This is a genomic window from Klebsiella sp. 141153 (genome assembly GCF_032601995.1).
In the GTDB taxonomy this organism is placed as follows: Bacteria; Pseudomonadota; Gammaproteobacteria; order Enterobacterales; family Enterobacteriaceae; genus Klebsiella; species Klebsiella aerogenes.
The window spans coordinates 215,452-233,393 of the sequence record NZ_JAQIRJ010000005.1; the positions used below are offsets into that span (position 1 = coordinate 215,452).

Here is a 17,942-nt window from a genome sequence, read left to right on the forward strand (position 1 = left end):
GCCCTCTATGAAGATTTAAATGCATCTGTAATATTAAGCCGCGATGCACGATATGCAGGAATGATAGAAGCCAGGGCTGACGTTAAAATTGGCAACATCAAGGTAAACCAAATTAACTCTGCGTCATTGCTTTTAATAAATGCAGTATATCCAACTGACTGCCCTGGAGAAGGAGGCATTGCAATGCCGGAAATATTAATAATCGCAGCAATGGTATAACCAAAAGCAAGGCTACCGATTGCCCCCAAAATGCCTATATATATACCTTCCAACCAGAATAAAAGCGTAACACGACTGGACTGTAAACCGATGGCTCGTAGTGTCGTGATCTCTTTAGTCCGCTCAACGATATTCATGGTCATTGAATTACCGATCATAAATATCACAATAAGTGCTACTATGACTTTAATAAAAAAATAGATACCCGAAAGCATGCCTTCAACTTGCTGGTAAAAAATAGAGCTTTCCTTCCAGTCCTTAACGATAAGGGGTAAATTCTGTTGAGCGATAAACTCTCTCATTTTAATAACAAATGGCGCTACATCATCATGTTTTAATAAGATAACTATTTTACTGACGCCATTCGTACCCATGATTCGCTGAGCGGTATCAAGAGGTATCTTTAGTGCAACATCATCATAATCCTTAATTCCCGACTCAAAGATGCCACGGAGTTTGACTGATATAGCGCCCTGTCCTCCTGCCACATTTACCGCCAGGATATCGAGCCAGTCACCATAGTGGCTATCAAGTGTTTTGGCCAAACCGCTTCCGATGGTAATTTCATTATGTTTTACACGAGATAAATCGCTTCCAAAGACTATCTTATCAAATGCTCCTAGCTTCAGAGATGGTAATGGTTCAATGCCTTGCGCCGAAAAATAATTTGACGTTTCGCTTTCGTAGTGAGATATAATCCCACTAAACTCTAGCTGACCTGAAATTGTCGAAATTGCATTAGAAAAATAGGCATTTTGTAATATATTATGCTTTAGTGAAATGTAGTCAGAAATAAGGCTTTTATTCTTATTAGCCGTTTCAAAGTAGGATTTATTATAAATTTGCACATGGCCAACATTAGTTCGTATCGTCTGCTCCTTGAGTATCCAAAAAGAGTATTTGATAAAACCACCATATAGAAATATAGCGCCACCACCTAAAACAATTGCAAAAATAGTAGAAAGGGTTCTACGCTGATGCCGTAGCAAATTAAGGAATGAAAATTTAGCATCACCATAGTTGAAGATGATATTATAAACTACAAATAGCAATAACAACGCCACAATACCATTAATGAATATCACATCCCTTGACATTTAATCACCTTTAATAACCGGAACAATAACCTGCACGACTTCAGCCATTTCCCACGCAGGCGGATTGTTATTTGCATAATCGATTTTAAGGTTTTGCCCTACGCTTCTCAGATACTGAAGGAATTGTTCTTCTTGTGGTTTGCTATGGCACTGATGGAGAGCTCGTAAACGCATCTCGTTGATCTTCCGAACAATCTCGACGCTGAATTTATCTCTATTCCTCATCAGCAAGTCGGTATCTTCAATCGTAATCACGCAGCGCCCCAAATTACCCGGAAGCCAGGCATCAACACGCGCACGCAAATATCTGATTAGCAAATTATCTTCATTGACATCTACCGACTCATCCATATAGAAGAATCCTGTCTTTGCATATTCAGAGGCGTGAATCAGATCATTAACACTCAGGTAATAAGCTGCTTGCCGCAGCATCCCCCATGAATAAAAGATCAGCACGCCAACGTTATTAGTGCGTTCATATTCTTTAAGCAAATTTGCTGTGACCGATGCTAATGCTTTTGGCTCACCTGGTAACCCATCCTGTAAAACACGATCCGAAACAGGTGTGGGTATCGATTCAGCGAATGCTGAAAATATAACTGTGGTTAAACACAGAAGCAAAACTCTACAAAGATTGCTTCGCTGAATCATATATTATTGCTCCATCTTTAATTTCCACTCTCCGACGAGCTCGCTCTTGTAGTTGAGTCGAATGAGTGGAGATAATAAACGTCGTCTCTGTGCGCCGATTAATGTCAAGCAGCAGGTCAAGAATCGCTTCTCCAGTGGCCAGATCCAAATTTCCGGTCGGTTCGTCGGCAACAACGACTTCAGGACTATGCGCTAACGCCCTTGCTATCGCGACCCGCTGTTGTTGTCCGCCTGATAATTGGCCTGGCTTTCGCCCAACTAAGTGGGCTAAGCCCACACTATCGAGGAAATGTAGACTCCGTGCTTTCGCCTCTTTTGCATTGAAATGCCCATTTAGCATCAGGGGATAAAAAACATTATCAAAAACACTTAGTACCGGGACTAAATTGAAAAACTGAAAAATAAACCCTAAATGATGACTACGGAGTCGCGCCAAATTCTTTTCAGACAGCGCATTTAGATTTTTGCCAAGAAAAAAAACATTACCTGCCGTTGGTTTATCAATACCTGAAAGTATATTAAGCAAGGTACTCTTACCGCTTCCCGAAGGGCCACATAATGCTACGAACTCACCTCTTACAATATCCAGATTAATATCATTCAGTGCAATAGTAATGTTATCCTGAGGACCATAAGATTTATGTATACCGTACAGAGATATATCAGGTAATTCTGTTATATTGCTGCGCATAGGGCCTTCTATTCGTACCAGGTATCAAAATAAGCATAGCCACCGACTGCCCCAGGGATAACGGTTCGAAGACAGCCATTATGCAAAGCGTGGTGTGCAATGTATTGCCAGCTCAAAGCAGGGGTCATGCAGCCGCTACAACCATAACGAGTAATGAGATCGACTCCTTTGTTAGAAGGTGGTATTAATTTATTGATACCACCGGCATAGGCAACCAAGTCAATATCATTATTTTTTTCTGATTGTGATACAAACAAGCGGTCTACACCATTAGATATATATGGACCACAGTTCACTCTCATATGACTTTCTCTTCTACTGAATATAAAGCAGCCCACTCTTTCAATTGACACATTCACGCCAGGAACATGCTTATGATGCTTTTTCCTTTCGCCTTGGCTAAGACTTTCTGCGGTAAAAGCCAACAACGGCACCGCACGGTAACCTCCGCAGATAACGACAAAATCAAATACATCCCAAGCAAGATAATCCTGTGTCAATGCCATTGCCTGAAATAGAGCATAGTTTTCACCTCGTATTTTACAGGTCACGTTGTTGATAGAAAATTTCTTAATCAAATTCTTAGGTAAAGTATCAATAGTTGATAAGTTAAGGCTACTTATATTGTATTCAAAAACGCCTGACTCCCCCCATGAATCAATATAGATAAAGGCGGTTCGTGATTTCAGGAGTAGCATCCGTTCTTTTGCTGATAAGCTATGTAGAGCATCGTCCGACACTCTTTCCATGGCATTAATATAGGGTATATGATCTGGTCGCCTTGTGATTTCACGATTATATATTTCGGCACGTGTGCCAAAGCGTTTAAATCGCCAACCATTCGCTCCCGTTGCCTTGAGCGCGGTATTGAATGAATGCGACTCCCATACATTTAACCAGTTTGGATAATATAAATTAAACGGTTCTTCAGGTTCAAGAAATGAATATGAAGACAAATACATCTTACTATTCATATCAACCACAACTCTTATTCAAATTTGTCATTAATAACGCAACAACTGAACCATCGACGCCTAACCCGGTCTTCAGAAGATGGTTTTTTTCATGCTTCCTCACACCTCCTTCTACGGAGATATGGCAAGCGACATCATCTATGATTTCGTCATTGATAACAGGAAAAATCAATTCATTCGTGAGCAGTAAATGATAGCCAATAATTAGGTCTATCACCCCAGATCCCGTTGCGGTATAACCAACTTGTCCTTTATAGGCCAATACGGGAAGCGGGGTTTCACCAGCAAACATAGCGATCGCTTTTGCTTCAACTTTATCACTGGATGAGGTTCCATTACCGTGAGGGATGAATCCACAAAGGTCCTCTTTTCTCACCCCAGCGTCATTTAATAATGAATGAATCAACTTCAAAATGCTGGTGCTTTGCCAGGATGCATCATTACTTCGACTAGCATTAATTTGCTTATATGCCGAAGTAATACATACTCCCGGACTTTTTCCGCGCATCATTCGGTGTTGTTGACTTTCCAGTAACATAACGCTATAGCCTTCGGCAAAATGCACACCATTGCTGTTTACCCCGAAGGGCTGGACAATTTTACTGTCCAACATTCCCTGGCTTGCAAGGAATACAAGATCCTGATATTTAATTTTTGAAATATTAATAACAAGCCCGAGGTCAATACCTCCACTCTCTATTGCCCTGGTAACCAAATGAATAGCCGTCAATGATGAGTTACTTGTACAGTTCATATTTGGCGGCAAATATTGCAACTCATACTTTAGCCCCAGCGTATAAGAAACATTATCCTGCGACATATTTTTTACAGAAAGATTTTTAATTGAAGATGTTACCGAAACATCTTCCATATCATTGTAATTATAAAAATTCCTGTAATCCATAACATCAACACGAGGGCCTATTCCGGTAATATATACTCTAACTCTGTTGCCTTTCAGGCTGTCATTACTAAGACCAGCCTGTAGTAAGGCGTCATCAATGAGTTTGTACACCAGTTCAAAAGCGCTATCGTTTTCTCGTTGTAGTTTCGCAATGAATATATTCTCTGCAAATCCACATTCTCTAGCCTGGTTATCTGATATAAACCATGGCGACAAATGTACCCGTTTTCCTTGCTGCAGATTTCGAATTAACAGCGAACTATTCTCAGCATATGGCAAGGATACACTGAAGCCAGAAATAATAGCTCTCCCGCTCACCTTGTTATCCTTTAATCACGATAGCGTAATAATTCCCGCCTTCTGTAGCGCCAATTAAAAGAGCGTATTTGATAGCTATTTCTCGTGTTTTCTTTACAAAGTTAATTCTTGCGTCGGCAAAGTTTTGTGTATATGGAATAGCAGGAACCGATTGTCTTTGAATACAATCAAGAATCACCGCCAGGTTTAAAAGCCCTGCAGACGAAGCAACAAAGCCAAAAAATGCGTTATAATTCACCACTGGAACATGTGGATTATGGCTATGGAATGAATCATAGATTGCATTAATTTCTATGATTGAGCTAACTTCGCTGCCACTACTAGTTCCACACACTAAATCAATCTCTTTTGCGGTAATACCCGCATCGGCAAGCGCGCGAGCGATCGCCAGCGACATTGCGGTAGATTTTTCCTCAATCTGCGTCGCATCAAAGTAGGAATTACTGCATGACTTACCATAACCTGCAATTTCTCCCAATATTTCAGCGCCACGGGTAGCTGCTGCACGCGCGTCTTCCAATAACAGCATACAGGCCCCTTCACCAGGAACATATCCACGTTCCTCTTTGGCATATATCTGATAATCAGCGACATTTGACGTCATATGAATCTTGTTGGTCACCGCATCCATATACAGGGACATCGATGGAAAATATTCATCAGCCCCGCCAACAATGACCTGTGGCTGTAGTTGCTGGCGAACAATTTCATAGCCATAAGTCAATGCGCCAAGCGCGGCGTTTTCACCGGTCGCTAACGTAGTCGTATATCCCTTTATACCTTCCGAAATCCCACAAAATGTCGTCATCGAGTTCATCAGCGAACCAGGAAACTCTGAAGTACGTACTTTGCGCGGATCGGGCTTTAAACTTTGTAAATACTTGTAGGTAGTTTCTTGCGGTCCACGGGCCATCCCCAGAACCATGCCCAGCTCCTCTCCATCACGTTTAATCTTGCGTTTCGCCCTATTCAGCGCTTCTGAAAGTGCAATCAGCGCAAACGTACCGCCGCGCGTTGCTTTGCGTGGGTCATAGCGGCGTAAATGTTTACGTGGTTCGAGGCCTTTCACCTGGTAAGTTTTAAAGTGCTTTTCTGACTCCGGCTGTCGGTAGGCCGCTTCTCGATATTCTTCGCCAAATATTTCCGCAAACTGATTAGTTTTTTCTACAACATCCAACAGCGCTTTAGCCTCTTCAAGCGTATCATCAGGAAATACTACGCCGCTCAACTCCAGCGACCTGGCATCTTCATGGATATAGCGAAGAATTTCATTAAGCGTATGTCCAATAGCCGATACGGCACCTATCCCAGTTATAACAACACGTTTGGCATCATAGGCGGTAAGAGGAACTGAACATGGTTTGGTACTGACAATCATGCAGCAATTATTACCGCCGAATGCGTAGTTATTCTTCATAAAGATATTGATATCTTTGTGTCGAAACTCATTCGCCACGTAGTCCAGATCGCAGTTAGGGCGCGGCTGCGAAAAATTCAACGTTGGCAGAACATGCTTCTGCGGAAGGGTAACTAAACAAGCGATGAGCTCGACAATACCGGCGGCGCCAATATTGTGGCCAAAATACGATTTAGTAGAACTGATCAATATATTTTCGGCGCCAGAGAAAACTTTCTTCATCGCCAGAGTTTCTATTTGGTCATTAGCCTGCGTTCCCGTACCATGCGCATTAACGTAATCAATTTGCTCAGGTTTGATACCTGCATTCGCCATGGCTTTCTGCATGACCTGCACTGCGCCGCTAGCTCGCGGGTCGGGCCCCGTTTCATGGTATGCATCACACGAGGTGGCGTACGAGAGAATTTCGCCGAGAATCGTCGCACCACGCGCGACCGCATGCTCATACTCTTCCAGGACTATTGCCCCTGCGCCTTCGCCAATAGACATACCTGAATGCCCCGAAAATGGCGAACACGATTGCGGGTGCATAACGTTCAGGGCATAAAAACCGGCAAAGGTGGGTAAATAAATAGGTTCTGTTCCAATAGCCAGCATAGCCTTGCTTTTGCCGTTTTGGATGTAATCAAAAGCCATGCCGACGGCGTTCGGGCTTGCCGTACAAGCCGTTGCAACGAGTTCCACGCCTCCTTTCAGGCCTAATAACGTAGATGCGCTGGAACAACACGATGAAAAGCTGCCTGAAAAAAGAGCCTTCCGTAACGAAAAGTCCTGAATATGCTGCTCAAATAACGGAAGGAATGCTTCAGTGCCTGCAGAAGAAACGCCTACAATCAGCCCCATCTGTTCCAGGCACTCCCGATGGGTCGCCAGTTCTGCCTGCTCTAGTGCTTCCTTACCAACTTTGTAGGCCCAAAGTGCAGCATTATCTAGCGATGAGACAACCTCTTTCGATAATTCGGGACAATGAATTTGATGCAGCATTTCAGCCGCACGGGCGTTTGCAAACCATTTAGAGAAACGCGCACTATCAGCGATGCCATTTTTTTTCTCCAGCAGCGCTTGCCTGAAGTCTGCGATGTTGTCAGCCAGAGACGACAAAATCCCCATACCGGTAATAACCACTCTTTTTCTACTAGTTTTCATAATATTATGCTTTATCCCGATTGTTATTTTCTACCGACCGATGCTGGATATAATATTGTCATCGCTAAACGTTATACCGTGGCAAACGCGCTCTTTGCTTTCGAAGCATCAACAAAGCTATGCGTTGTGGGATTAACCAACAAACTCAAGTTATAAATAAAGGGTAAGTTCTGTGTTTTCGCAGCGATTTCACCATTTGCGGTTTTAAGGCTAAAACCTGAAATATCGGCTAACGCATAACATTCATCAATAAGGGCCAACGCAATCCATGCTTGCCTGGCCGGCGAATATGTTGCATTAATAATAACCCCTACCTGTTGTCCATTAACCATCACAAGATCATCTGAATCGATCTGACAACATTCATCGCATGGAGAGATCCCAATAAGCTTACGTTGTGCGCCATTTCGCGATAACTCCACGACTGCACTCTTACCAATAAAGTCCTCTTTATCATACTGGATAGCCCACTGCATTTGCAGTTCCACCGGATTTGTGGAATAGCGAGGGTAAATACTTTCATCCCATCCTGTATTTTCAATTCTCACCAGACGTTGATATTCTAAGCCACCGGTTTTCAGCGAATATCTGGCGCCTATTTCTTGTAACTTCATCCACATAGTGACAAGCGTTGCTTGTGCACCAATCAATTGATATGCGAATTCGCCATGTTTCCCACAACGAAAAACCATAAGTCCATCATTGGTATTCATATATTCATAATAAGGTAGGCCAATGATATCAAAACCATAAACCTCTGCCATTACTTCCCAGGCATAAGGTCCTTCCAGCATAATGACGCCCCAGTCATTCTCTCCCATCGATTTTATTTCTGGAATCTCCTGAATATCTAAATCATCCGCCTTAACAAGGATTTCATTCAGGATATTTATAACTTCTTGTGCAGTCAGATTCTCTGATAGAATATAATAGCCTTCAGCGGCGCACAGAACATAAGCATCACCGCGGATTGTTCCATCAGCGTTAAGCAGCAAAGAGTAAATACCCTGTTCATCACGGATGATCGATACATCTGCAGAGACCAAATAGTTTACAAGCGCCCATGCATCCTCCCCCATCACACTGGTAATGGACATATGAGAATAATCTACCAGCAAGACATTTTCACGCACAGCTTTATACTCTTCATAAATATCATGATATGAAGAAGGTACGCATTGGTGATTATAGATACCCATAACCGCATTGTTTTTAAAATGGAGATCAGAAAGTAACTTCATAAAATACCCTTCAATATAACCTTATCAATTCAGGATGATTTTTTCTTTAGAATGAAAGATGCCAGATTATTTATGCTGCGCATATAGGCTGGATCATCGCCTTCTGAGACCTGGATGTTGAAGGTTTTATCAAGCATAACGATAATCTCCGTTGCATCGACAGAGTCAAGTTTCAAGCCATTGCCAAACAAGGGCGTATCATCATCTATTTGATGAGCCTCACGCTGGACATTCAGGCGTTGAATAATTTCGTTTTTAATCGTGATGATTATTTTTTTTCTTTCATCAATTTCATCATGGATGTTTGTCACACCGAACTCCTTGGATAATTAATTGATTTCTCTAAAGTTAATAATGACGCCCTGGCTAATAATTTTCTTGCCAACATTAGCTGTAACTAAATAATGTTTAAACCCACTATCATCAGAAAATGACAGCTTGCTTACCACTTCAATCGTATCTCCCGGGTAAGCCGTTTCTTTAAATTTCAAATTCTGTGATGCTAACACTCCACGCACCGCAGCACGCCTTGCATGTATTATGCTCAACATATCCGGATGCTTGATATAAGCATGGATATCACGCAATGACCTAAGTTCTTTACCCGAGTGTTGTTGATAAATATCACAGATATCAGTGAGAAAAGAATAATACTCGCTTGCCTGGCCAAATATCTCAGAAATGATCGCTCCTGGCATAATGGGATCTTCCGGAAAATGTCCAAGCAGATAAGGATCATTATAAGTTACATGTTTTATAACTTTGATGAAGCCATTCTCTCCGTATTTAAAATCGACTATTTTATCTACCATGAGTAAAGGTTGACGCCAGCCGCCCATAGCAAGAAAAATTTTTGGTGGTATTGAATACTTAGACATATATCACCGCATTACCATGCCACCATCGACGACGATGGTTTGCCCTATGACATAGCTAGATGCTGAAGAACTTAAATAAACAATAACGTTGGCCACCTCGTCACATTTTCCGAGTCGTTTTAATGGAATTGAGTTAGTCACTTCACGAACAACTGTACGTGGAACCTTCTTCGCCATTTTAGATTCAATCATCCCCGGCGCGACCGCGTTAACGCGTACTCCCCGCGGCGCCAGCTCAGCGGCAAGTGTCCTGGTAAAACTTAATATTGCACCTTTTGATGCGCTATAGTTTGCCTGGCCAACGCTTGGTACAAGAGCAGCCACCGATGCGACATTAATAACAACTGGATTTTCCGCTGAACGTAATAGCATTAATGCTTCCTTCGTTAACCGGAACAAGCTAAGTAAATTAATGCTAATGACAGAATAAAAATCATCAAAGGTCATTGATGCAAAGAGGCTATCCTTAACAATCCCCGTATTATTCACCAGCACGTCCAGTCTTCCGGCTTCGACAGTCAAGCGCTCACACAACGCAGTCACTTCTTTCTGGCTTGTGAGATCGCATGGCAAAATATTAAGTAAGTTGCCATTAGCATGGTTTCCTTTCAGAGCAATCAAAGGCTCGACATTTGATTTATACAACGCATATACCGTGCATTTTTGCTCAAGAAATTTCTCGCAAATTGCAAGACCTATGTCGCCGCTGGCACCAGTAATCAGCACCTTTTTACTTACAAGATCGCTATACCTATACATTTTACATGAATGCCTTTATTAATAGATTATGGTTGCGGCTATCGCATATGTCCGGCAGTGTGAAATACTCAATGATATATTCATAATTTGTTGATTATTTAGAATCTCCTTAACACTCCCTGACAATATGAATTCAGGTTTTCCATATTCATCATGAACGACCTCAATGTCATGGAAACGGATCCCGTGACTAAATCCATATCCTATGGCTTTTACCAGAGACTCCTTAGCAGCCCAAAATCCTGATGCCCTCTCATAATTAGGGCAAGGAAAATCAATATCTTTGATCTCATTATCCGTAAATACTCGATGAAGAAATCCTGACTTATCATTGGCAATGGCTTTTTCTATTCTTGCCACTTCAACAATATCTGTACCAATACGCATTTCACATCCCCCAATGAATTAAATCTGGTACGCAAAGTTGAAATTTAATTTATATTCATCGACATCCAAATTATTAGGATAGATAAAAGGGGCTGATACCGAAGCATCATATTCCAGAGCTCTGACAGCCCCTTTGACACCCAAAATACCACCCATTATTTTTTTGCCACTAAGGTTCTGTGAAGGTAACTTACCAATTATTTGACCGTAATCTGCACCGATATAGGGTATGAGACCTTTATAACCCGTCACAGCATTTAGCGTGTTCTGTAAAAAGAAACCTTTATTGCCATAGATCCCATCACTATTTTGAAAACCACGCACACTCCAACGATCGCCTATCGTGAACTGATCCTGTAACGTCAAATTATCCGGTGAATACTGGGCGCCAAAATTAAGTTCATAATAGGCGTTAACTGGCAACATTGTTAACCATTTCACGTAATTCACATTAAGGTTCACAATTTGACTTTCTTTACTAACAGTGCCAGTGCGCATATCAGGTGTATCGGTACCGCCAAACGCCTTGGTAAACCGCTGCCAGGTTACCGTGGAGTCCAGTGCTGCCCCGGTAAAGTTTCTCTTATAATTTACGCCTAACCGTACATTACCCATATCACGCTTTTGCAATACCAGTTCTGTCCCACCCAATGTGTAGTCATACTTACGTCTGATCAGTTCAGCGCTTGCAGACAATTTTGAGTTCACATTGCGGTATAGCATTCTATTGCCTTTAAGACTGAAGTATTCTGTCTTGCCAATATAGTCAAAAGTATATGCACCAATATCGATGCCTTGATGGGATTTACTTTTACTATAATAGAGACTAAGATCATAATAACCGAATGGCACACTATAATAAGTACTCACGTTCTTATAGCCACCCGTTTGGCTACCTGTCCCTGCAAGATAAAAAAGGTCACTCAAGCCTGTGACATTATATAAATAACTTGTTCCACCGATAAGTTCACTACCAGTACTCTGATCGCCGAAGTTATTATAGGAAGCCCTTAAGCTCCATTTTTTTTTGCGCTGCGTATTTATTACTACTTTGCTCGAACCATTTTCGGAACCTGGCAGAATGTTGATCTTTACATCCACCTCAGGGGTTCTCTGTATGTTTTCCAGGCCTTGTTCTAGATCTCGGATGTTCAGAATATCGCCAACTGAAAAAGGTAAAATCCACTTGATTATATCATTTCCAGCAACAACGATCTCTGAAATTCTTCCAGGCACAACTGTCAGTTTTAATTTTTTCGTTGATAAATCCTGAGTTGGAATTTCAACTCTGGTAGTAATATACCCTGCGTTTATATAATAATCCTGGAACAGCACCGCAGCCTTTTTGAGCCCATTCATTCCGAGACATTGACCAACTACCTGATTTTCTATTTTCTTTAATTCATTATTATCTAAAAAATCATCACTAAGAATCAATTCATTGATCTGAAAACAAGGTGTTTCTTGCGGGAATGTGCTATCAGTATATTTCTTTGTTGTGGCATCAGAATACACATCTTTCTGCTCTATTTTTCTGTCTTGTAAGGACGCATTATCGTTACTTTGCTGTTCTTTTATAAGACGACCTAACTGAACATCAGCAGCAGCCACAGGAAGCGCAACCAAAAAAAGAGAAGTAATAATTAATGTATGTCGAATATCCATTTCATATCCTGATAATGTGAAAGCAGTAATCCCTTACTGCTTTCACCTGCTACCTGATTTATTTACCGACCACGGTACCAAAAATGTTTACAATATTAGCAGTAGTCTGAAATCCTTGCGCACCACCTAATACAGCCCAAAAACCAGTATTGACTATTTTTTTGGCATTGATAACAGCTTTACCATTGGTATACAGATTACCGTAATTATAAATGTTATTACTTGCCGTGACGTTCAATTCGCTGTCAGCAACTAAGTTAGCCCAGTTAGAGATATTTTTAGTGGTGACGTTAGTTGTTTTGGCCGAAATGTTCGCGCCAAGGTTATTGGTCAGGTCATTTGCTGTAGAAATATTAAGCGTATTTCCAGCAGCAATATCACTGTTATTAGTAATGGTTTTCCCCGTCAGGTTCAAATCACCATCAGCACTAAATGCATGGTTATTAGTCAGATAACCAGAAGCATTTACCGTCATATTACCTTTGGCGTTCACCCAGCCGGTATTATTATAATCTCCATTGATATTAATCAATACGTCGCTATCAGAAGAGATGATACCGGTAGCCGTGTTTTTTGCGATAGAGCCACTTGCTTTGGACGATAATCCACTGGCATCAATCTTCATGTTGCCTGAACTGTAGATTGTTGCATAATCAGCGGCAATTCTCTTCGCTGCAATCGTCATTTTCCCGGAATTCGCAACAATCTGCCCTTTGTTACTGGCAAGATCGCCAGTCAGGTTAATATTTACATCACCGGTTTGCGCAATGATACGACCGGATTCGTTATTCAGGCTTTTCGCCGTAATATCAACACCCTCACCACCAATTAAACCACCTTGTTGGTTTCCATAACCGAAATATTGGCCAACATAGAAACCGAACTTGTCGCTATCGGTGCTGGTGATTTTGCCTGCCGCATTAAGCGCTAGTTTTTGATCAGCAACCATCATAGTATATTTAGCATCGATATCAGCTCCGGAATCGATACTGATATTTTTAGCTTTAATGACTGAACTGTCTGTGCTCACGGTGTTGGCTTTGATAGTAACATCACCGTTTACTGAAGTTATCACCCCCAAGCGGCTGTAGTAATTATCGAGATCGATATTTACACCATCTCCTCCGTTAATACCGGATTGGCTGGTATTGATGTCGCGACCAGTAATTGAAACAGTCTTACTGCTTTCAATTTTACCCATATAGTTATCAATATCACTGGTGGTTTGGATGCTCACATCACCATCTGAGGCAATTTCGCCAGCCCAGTTGAATAAGTAGTCAGCAGCAATCTCGATGCCATTACCTGAGACGATACCCAAGGATTCACCGCCCGTGGTATCGGCCGATTTGTTGTCGTTGTTTTTAACTGCTTTCGTTGTCGTTAATTTTACAGCACCAGCACTGGAACGGATCAAACCAGTTACGTTTTCAATGTTTCCAGTACTTTCAACTTCGACATTGCCCGTTGAATCAATAGTGCCACCATTATTGGTTAACGATGTATTTTTCAGGCCAACATAGCCAGCATGAATCTGACCGTTGTTATTATTAAAATCACCTGATTCTATTGCAACGACACCCGCCTCAATACCCGCCGTTTTAGCTTTTCCGGTATTGGTAAAAGTATTACCACTGGTATTGACAGCCAGCGTTTGTCCGGCAGCCAGTTTACCATTACTATTATCGAATTTACCGCTGGTAATATAGTTATTCGTGGTTGCTAAAATATTGCCACCGTTGATATTACTAACATTATTACCCGAAGTATCAATAGCGATCATTTTATCGTTATTGATTTTCCCTGCGCTATTTTCTAAAACACCGTTGGTGTTCAGGGTGATATCGCCACTAGACTGGATAGCTGCATTTTTATTAACTAACTTCCCATTGCTGGTAAGCTTTATACCGCTATCGCCGCCTGCAATCGTTCCCTGATTTCGCACACCAACCCCAGTTTCAGTACTGACGAGGTTAATCTTATTCGCGTACATTCCGCCTAACTTAGATACATCCACGCCATAGCTGCTAGCATTGCCAGTAGCAGTCACGGTACCCGTCACCACCCCCTCAGTATTAAGGGCATTATTGCCAGCGACGACATTAAGTTCACTCGCAGAAAGAGCGCCATTCACCACGATACTGCGCGCGAGGATTTCGGTCGGCGAGTCGCTCTGAAATCCACTTACCGTAATCGTTCCGCCATTAACCGAATAGCCATTTAGCAGCCCATCATCACCGATCTTTGGCGTGCCAGTCGTCAATGTCCCTTTTTCAGCGTTGATGAATCCGCCTCCCTGAGTCGTAATGCCATTAGGGTTGGCAATGATTAAGTGAGCGGAATCACCTGCAACTTCCATCATGCCATTAATGGTACTGGCATTTGTTGAAGTTACTTCGTTAAGAATAACCATTGCGCTGCCATCCGTAAGGTTCGGGTTGGCCGCAATCTGCCCTGCCAGCACGGACTGTGCTGCGCTTGTTGCGTTATTAAAAATAACGCCCTCGGCACCAACATTCAGCGTGTCATATACGTTATGCGAAAGGCCATTGCTGTTCGCTTTGGCGATATTAACAACCGGCACGCCATTGGAAGCTTCAGTAACGCTGCCATTTTTAATAGAAATTTCCGCCTGCGCCATTACGGGCATCAGCAGTAATAATGACGCTGCAATCGGGTTTAATTTCACTGACCTTTTTTTGTTTTCGTGGTATTTCATATGAACCTTTCTAAGATAGTATTGATTGAGTGCAGCCAGAAGGAATAATCTGCGCTAATGCAGCAATATTCACCCTGACTATTTTAAGTACGCATCATGCATACAAAATCCCTGTGAAAAGCACGTAAACTCATCAAATGTTATATGCAGTTCTATTCAATAAATTATTTTTAAATATATTAAAAATGTATTTTTGCGCTCGCCTACGCCGAATGCATATACCTACATGGAACAAAGAAAATTGATTCAATTCATACAAAATATGAGACATCCCCTGTCCACGCATCGAGCGTAACGACTCGTTTCAACGCTGTTAGTTCATCAGTTCTCATCTCGCCTGCTAAACCAATTCAAAATTTTTTTAGCGATGCGTAATAAATAATGGCACACACAACGCCGTATCCTTACTCCGTTACAGTTTCACCGATTAAAATAATGAACAAAAAGTGAATTCGTTCCGTGCATAATCAACTTTCCTTATTTCATGATTGAGATCAACGCTGTATGCCCCTCTTCTTCCGGGGTTTATTCACTCTCATGTTTTATCATGTAAGTATGAATTCATCGTTTTGAGGTTCAATTTGAGAAATTAATTAGCAAAACTAACCTGGCGTTGGTCATGAAAAAATATGCTGAATACTTTTTGAAGGATTACAAAGCAGGAAGGAAGGGATCAGTAATGAAATCTAGATTTGCCGGAGAGCGGCTTAAGCCTTCTCCGGCATCGACATCAGCGCAATGCCCGAATGGCGTTGCGCCATCGGGCTTTGCGTGTTAATCGCGGAAGTTTTTGAACTGGAATGGCTGGCCGAGATCGCCGCTACGCACCAACGCCATTACCGACTGCAAATCGTCACGGGATTTACCTGTGACACGAATTTCTTCGCCCTGAATCTGCGTTTGTACTTTTAGCTTGCTGTCTTTAATCAATTTAACGATTTTCTTCTGTATTGCGCTCTCAATGCCCTGTTTCAGCTTAGCTTCGACAAACCAGGTTTTCCCGCTATGTACAAAGGTTTCTGGTACGTCGAGCGAACTTCCCTCAATGCCGCGCTTGAGCAGCTTCGCGCGTAAAATATCTAATAACTGATTGACCTGGAAATCAGACTCACTCAGCACCTTGATGGTTTTACTGGTTTCATTCAGCTCAAAGGTGGCTTCAACATTACGAAAATCAAATCGTGACTCGACTTCGCGGCTTGCGTTTTCGACCGCATTACGCGCTTCCTGAAGATCGACTTCAGAGACAATATCGAAAGATGGCATCTTTTCCTCTCCTTCCGTTTCTTTTGCGTTGCATAATACCCACAACGCGGCATAACTCAACTTGTTATCCCGGAAGCTTAGCTGATAACGCTATACTTTAGCTACAAGCGCCTGGGAGTCGCAGGTGAGGAGGAATAATGAAAGTAACCGTACTGGGATGCGGTGCACTGGGACAACTGTGGTTAACCGCGCTGTGTAAAAACGGACATGAGGTCCAGGGCTGGTTACGCGTCCCGCAACCATTTTGTAGCGTTAATCTCATTGAGACTGACGGTAGCACCTTTAACGAATCAATGACCGCTAACGATCCTGATTTTCTCGCCTCCAGCGATTTGCTACTGGTGACGTTAAAAGCATGGCAGGTTTCGCAGGCGGTGAAAAATCTGGCCGCTATATTACCGGCTTCGGCGCCTATTTTGCTTATTCATAACGGCATGGGCACCCTGAATGAATTAAAAAACATTAAGCAACCACTGCTGCTGGCGTCCACCACCCACGCCGCCCGACGCGATGGCAATGTCATCATTCACGTCGCCCAGGGAACCACTCATATCGGCCCTGCTAAAAGCTATAGCGAAGATTACAGCGACCTCGCCGACATCCTACAAAACGTACTACCGGATGTCGCCTGGCACGACAATATCCACCCGGCGTTGTGGAGTAAGCTGGCCGTCAACTGCGTGATTAACCCCCTGACCGCGCTGAAAGATTGCAGAAATGGCGATCTGCGTGATTTTCCGCATGAAATCAATGTTATCTGTCAGGAAGTCGCCGCAGTAATGCAACGTGAAGGCATTCATACGTCGGCAGAAAACCTGTTATTGTATGTGAATCAGGTCATTGAAAGTACTGCAGATAATATTTCATCGATGTTGCAGGACATCCGCGCGCAGCGGCATACGGAAATCGACTATATCACCGGTTTTCTGCTTAATCGCGCCCGGGCCCACGGTCTGTCAGTGCCGGAAAATGCCCGTTTATTTGAACAGGTAAAGCGAAAGGAGAATATTTATGAGCGCGTCGGCACTGATTTGCCTCGCCCCTGGTAGCGAAGAGACCGAAGCGGTCACCACTATCGATTTATTAGCGCGCGGCGGTGTGAAAGTGACCAACGCCAGCGTCGCCAGTGATGGCAATCTAACGATTGTCTGCTCAAGAGGCGTGAAGCTCCTCGCGGATGCGCCGCTGGTCGAAGTCGCCGATGGCGATTTTGATATCATCGTTTTGCCTGGCGGAATTAAAGGCGCCGAGTGCTTCCGCGACAGCCCTTTGCTGGTAGAAACCGTAAGACAATTTCATTTATCCGGGCGCATCGTGGCGGCAATCTGTGCCGCGCCAGCGACCGTTCTGGTGCCACATAATCTGTTCCCTATCGGCAACATGACCGGTTTCCCGGCGCTAAAAGAGCATATCCCCGCCGAACAGTGGCAGGATAAACGCGTCGTCTGGGATCCCAGGGTTAATTTGTTGACCAGCCAGGGGCCTGGAACATCTATTGATTTCGCCCTCAAAATGATTGACCTGCTGGTCGGGCGCGAAAAAGCGTATGAAGTGGCTTCGCAGTTGGTCATGGCTGCTGGCATCTATAATTACTACGAATCCTGATAGCC

At 42.8% G+C, this 17,942-nt stretch carries 16 protein-coding genes; 2 read left to right on the forward strand and 14 right to left on the reverse strand.

Features of this window, described 5'->3' with window-relative positions; all coding sequences use genetic code 11:
* Window positions 1-5 precede the first annotated feature (5 nt).
* From PGS10_RS12230 to PGS10_RS12295, 14 genes are all read right to left on the reverse strand, one after another.
* On the reverse strand, window positions 6-1,316 hold the full coding sequence (locus tag PGS10_RS12230) for an ABC transporter permease (protein ID WP_045390866.1): 1,311 nt from the start codon (window positions 1,314-1,316) through the stop codon (window positions 6-8).
* Window positions 1,317-1,967, reverse strand: a complete 651-nt coding sequence (locus PGS10_RS12235; RefSeq protein ID WP_047044475.1) for a hypothetical protein — start codon at window positions 1,965-1,967, stop codon at window positions 1,317-1,319. It lies immediately after the preceding gene.
* On the reverse strand, window positions 1,942-2,658 hold the full coding sequence (locus PGS10_RS12240; protein ID WP_063416609.1) for an ABC transporter ATP-binding protein: 717 nt from the start codon (window positions 2,656-2,658) through the stop codon (window positions 1,942-1,944). The genes PGS10_RS12235 and PGS10_RS12240 overlap by 26 nt, the downstream gene beginning before the upstream one ends.
* Window positions 2,659-2,666: 8 nt before the next feature.
* Window positions 2,667-3,632, reverse strand: coding sequence for an ATP-binding protein (locus PGS10_RS12245; RefSeq protein ID WP_074165883.1), 966 nt, complete (start codon window positions 3,630-3,632; stop codon window positions 2,667-2,669).
* Between the two features lies 1 nt (window position 3,633).
* Entirely contained in the window at window positions 3,634-4,854 is a 1,221-nt protein-coding gene (locus tag PGS10_RS12250) for a beta-ketoacyl synthase N-terminal-like domain-containing protein (protein WP_047078655.1), read from the reverse strand.
* Window positions 4,855-4,858: 4 nt separating this feature from the next.
* Window positions 4,859-7,417, reverse strand: coding sequence for a beta-ketoacyl-[acyl-carrier-protein] synthase family protein (locus PGS10_RS12255; protein ID WP_316423022.1), 2,559 nt, complete (start codon window positions 7,415-7,417; stop codon window positions 4,859-4,861).
* 71 nt (window positions 7,418-7,488) lie between these two features.
* A complete protein-coding gene (locus PGS10_RS12260) occupies window positions 7,489-8,658 on the reverse strand; it encodes an aminomethyltransferase family protein (protein ID WP_316423024.1) in 1,170 nt (389 codons plus the stop codon).
* 29 nt (window positions 8,659-8,687) lie between these two features.
* Complete coding sequence (locus PGS10_RS12265; RefSeq protein WP_316423025.1) at window positions 8,688-8,969, reverse strand: acyl carrier protein; 282 nt, start codon at window positions 8,967-8,969, stop codon at window positions 8,688-8,690.
* An 18-nt stretch (window positions 8,970-8,987) separates the two neighbouring features.
* Window positions 8,988-9,536, reverse strand: coding sequence for a 3-hydroxyacyl-ACP dehydratase FabZ family protein (locus tag PGS10_RS12270; RefSeq protein WP_316423027.1), 549 nt, complete (start codon window positions 9,534-9,536; stop codon window positions 8,988-8,990).
* 3 nt (window positions 9,537-9,539) lie between these two features.
* Window positions 9,540-10,295, reverse strand: coding sequence for an SDR family oxidoreductase (locus tag PGS10_RS12275; protein ID WP_049059413.1), 756 nt, complete (start codon window positions 10,293-10,295; stop codon window positions 9,540-9,542).
* An 18-nt stretch (window positions 10,296-10,313) separates the two neighbouring features.
* Complete coding sequence (gene acpS / locus PGS10_RS12280) at window positions 10,314-10,682, reverse strand: holo-ACP synthase (RefSeq protein WP_088389819.1); 369 nt, start codon at window positions 10,680-10,682, stop codon at window positions 10,314-10,316.
* Between the two features lie 18 nt (window positions 10,683-10,700).
* The gene (locus PGS10_RS12285) at window positions 10,701-12,347 is read right to left on the reverse strand and encodes a ShlB/FhaC/HecB family hemolysin secretion/activation protein (RefSeq protein ID WP_316423029.1); all 1,647 of its coding nucleotides are present in this window, start codon (window positions 12,345-12,347) and stop codon (window positions 10,701-10,703) included.
* Between the two features lie 58 nt (window positions 12,348-12,405).
* Window positions 12,406-15,066: a filamentous hemagglutinin N-terminal domain-containing protein gene (locus PGS10_RS12290; RefSeq protein ID WP_316423031.1), complete on the reverse strand. Its 2,661-nt coding sequence runs from the start codon at window positions 15,064-15,066 to the stop codon at window positions 12,406-12,408.
* 774 nt (window positions 15,067-15,840) lie between these two features.
* Window positions 15,841-16,332 carry a YajQ family cyclic di-GMP-binding protein gene (locus PGS10_RS12295; RefSeq protein ID WP_045390897.1) on the reverse strand — a complete coding sequence of 164 codons (492 nt, stop codon included), beginning with the start codon at window positions 16,330-16,332 and terminating at the stop codon, window positions 15,841-15,843.
* Between the two features lie 137 nt (window positions 16,333-16,469).
* Between PGS10_RS12295 and panE the strand changes: the two genes are divergently transcribed.
* Both panE and yajL read left to right on the forward strand, forming a co-directional pair.
* Window positions 16,470-17,381: a 2-dehydropantoate 2-reductase gene (panE, locus tag PGS10_RS12300; RefSeq protein WP_047044505.1), complete on the forward strand. Its 912-nt coding sequence runs from the start codon at window positions 16,470-16,472 to the stop codon at window positions 17,379-17,381.
* The gene (gene yajL, locus PGS10_RS12305) at window positions 17,344-17,937 is read left to right on the forward strand and encodes a protein deglycase YajL (RefSeq protein WP_047044507.1); all 594 of its coding nucleotides are present in this window, start codon (window positions 17,344-17,346) and stop codon (window positions 17,935-17,937) included. Before panE ends, yajL begins: the two co-directional genes overlap by 38 nt.
* Window positions 17,938-17,942: the final 5 nt, after the last annotated feature.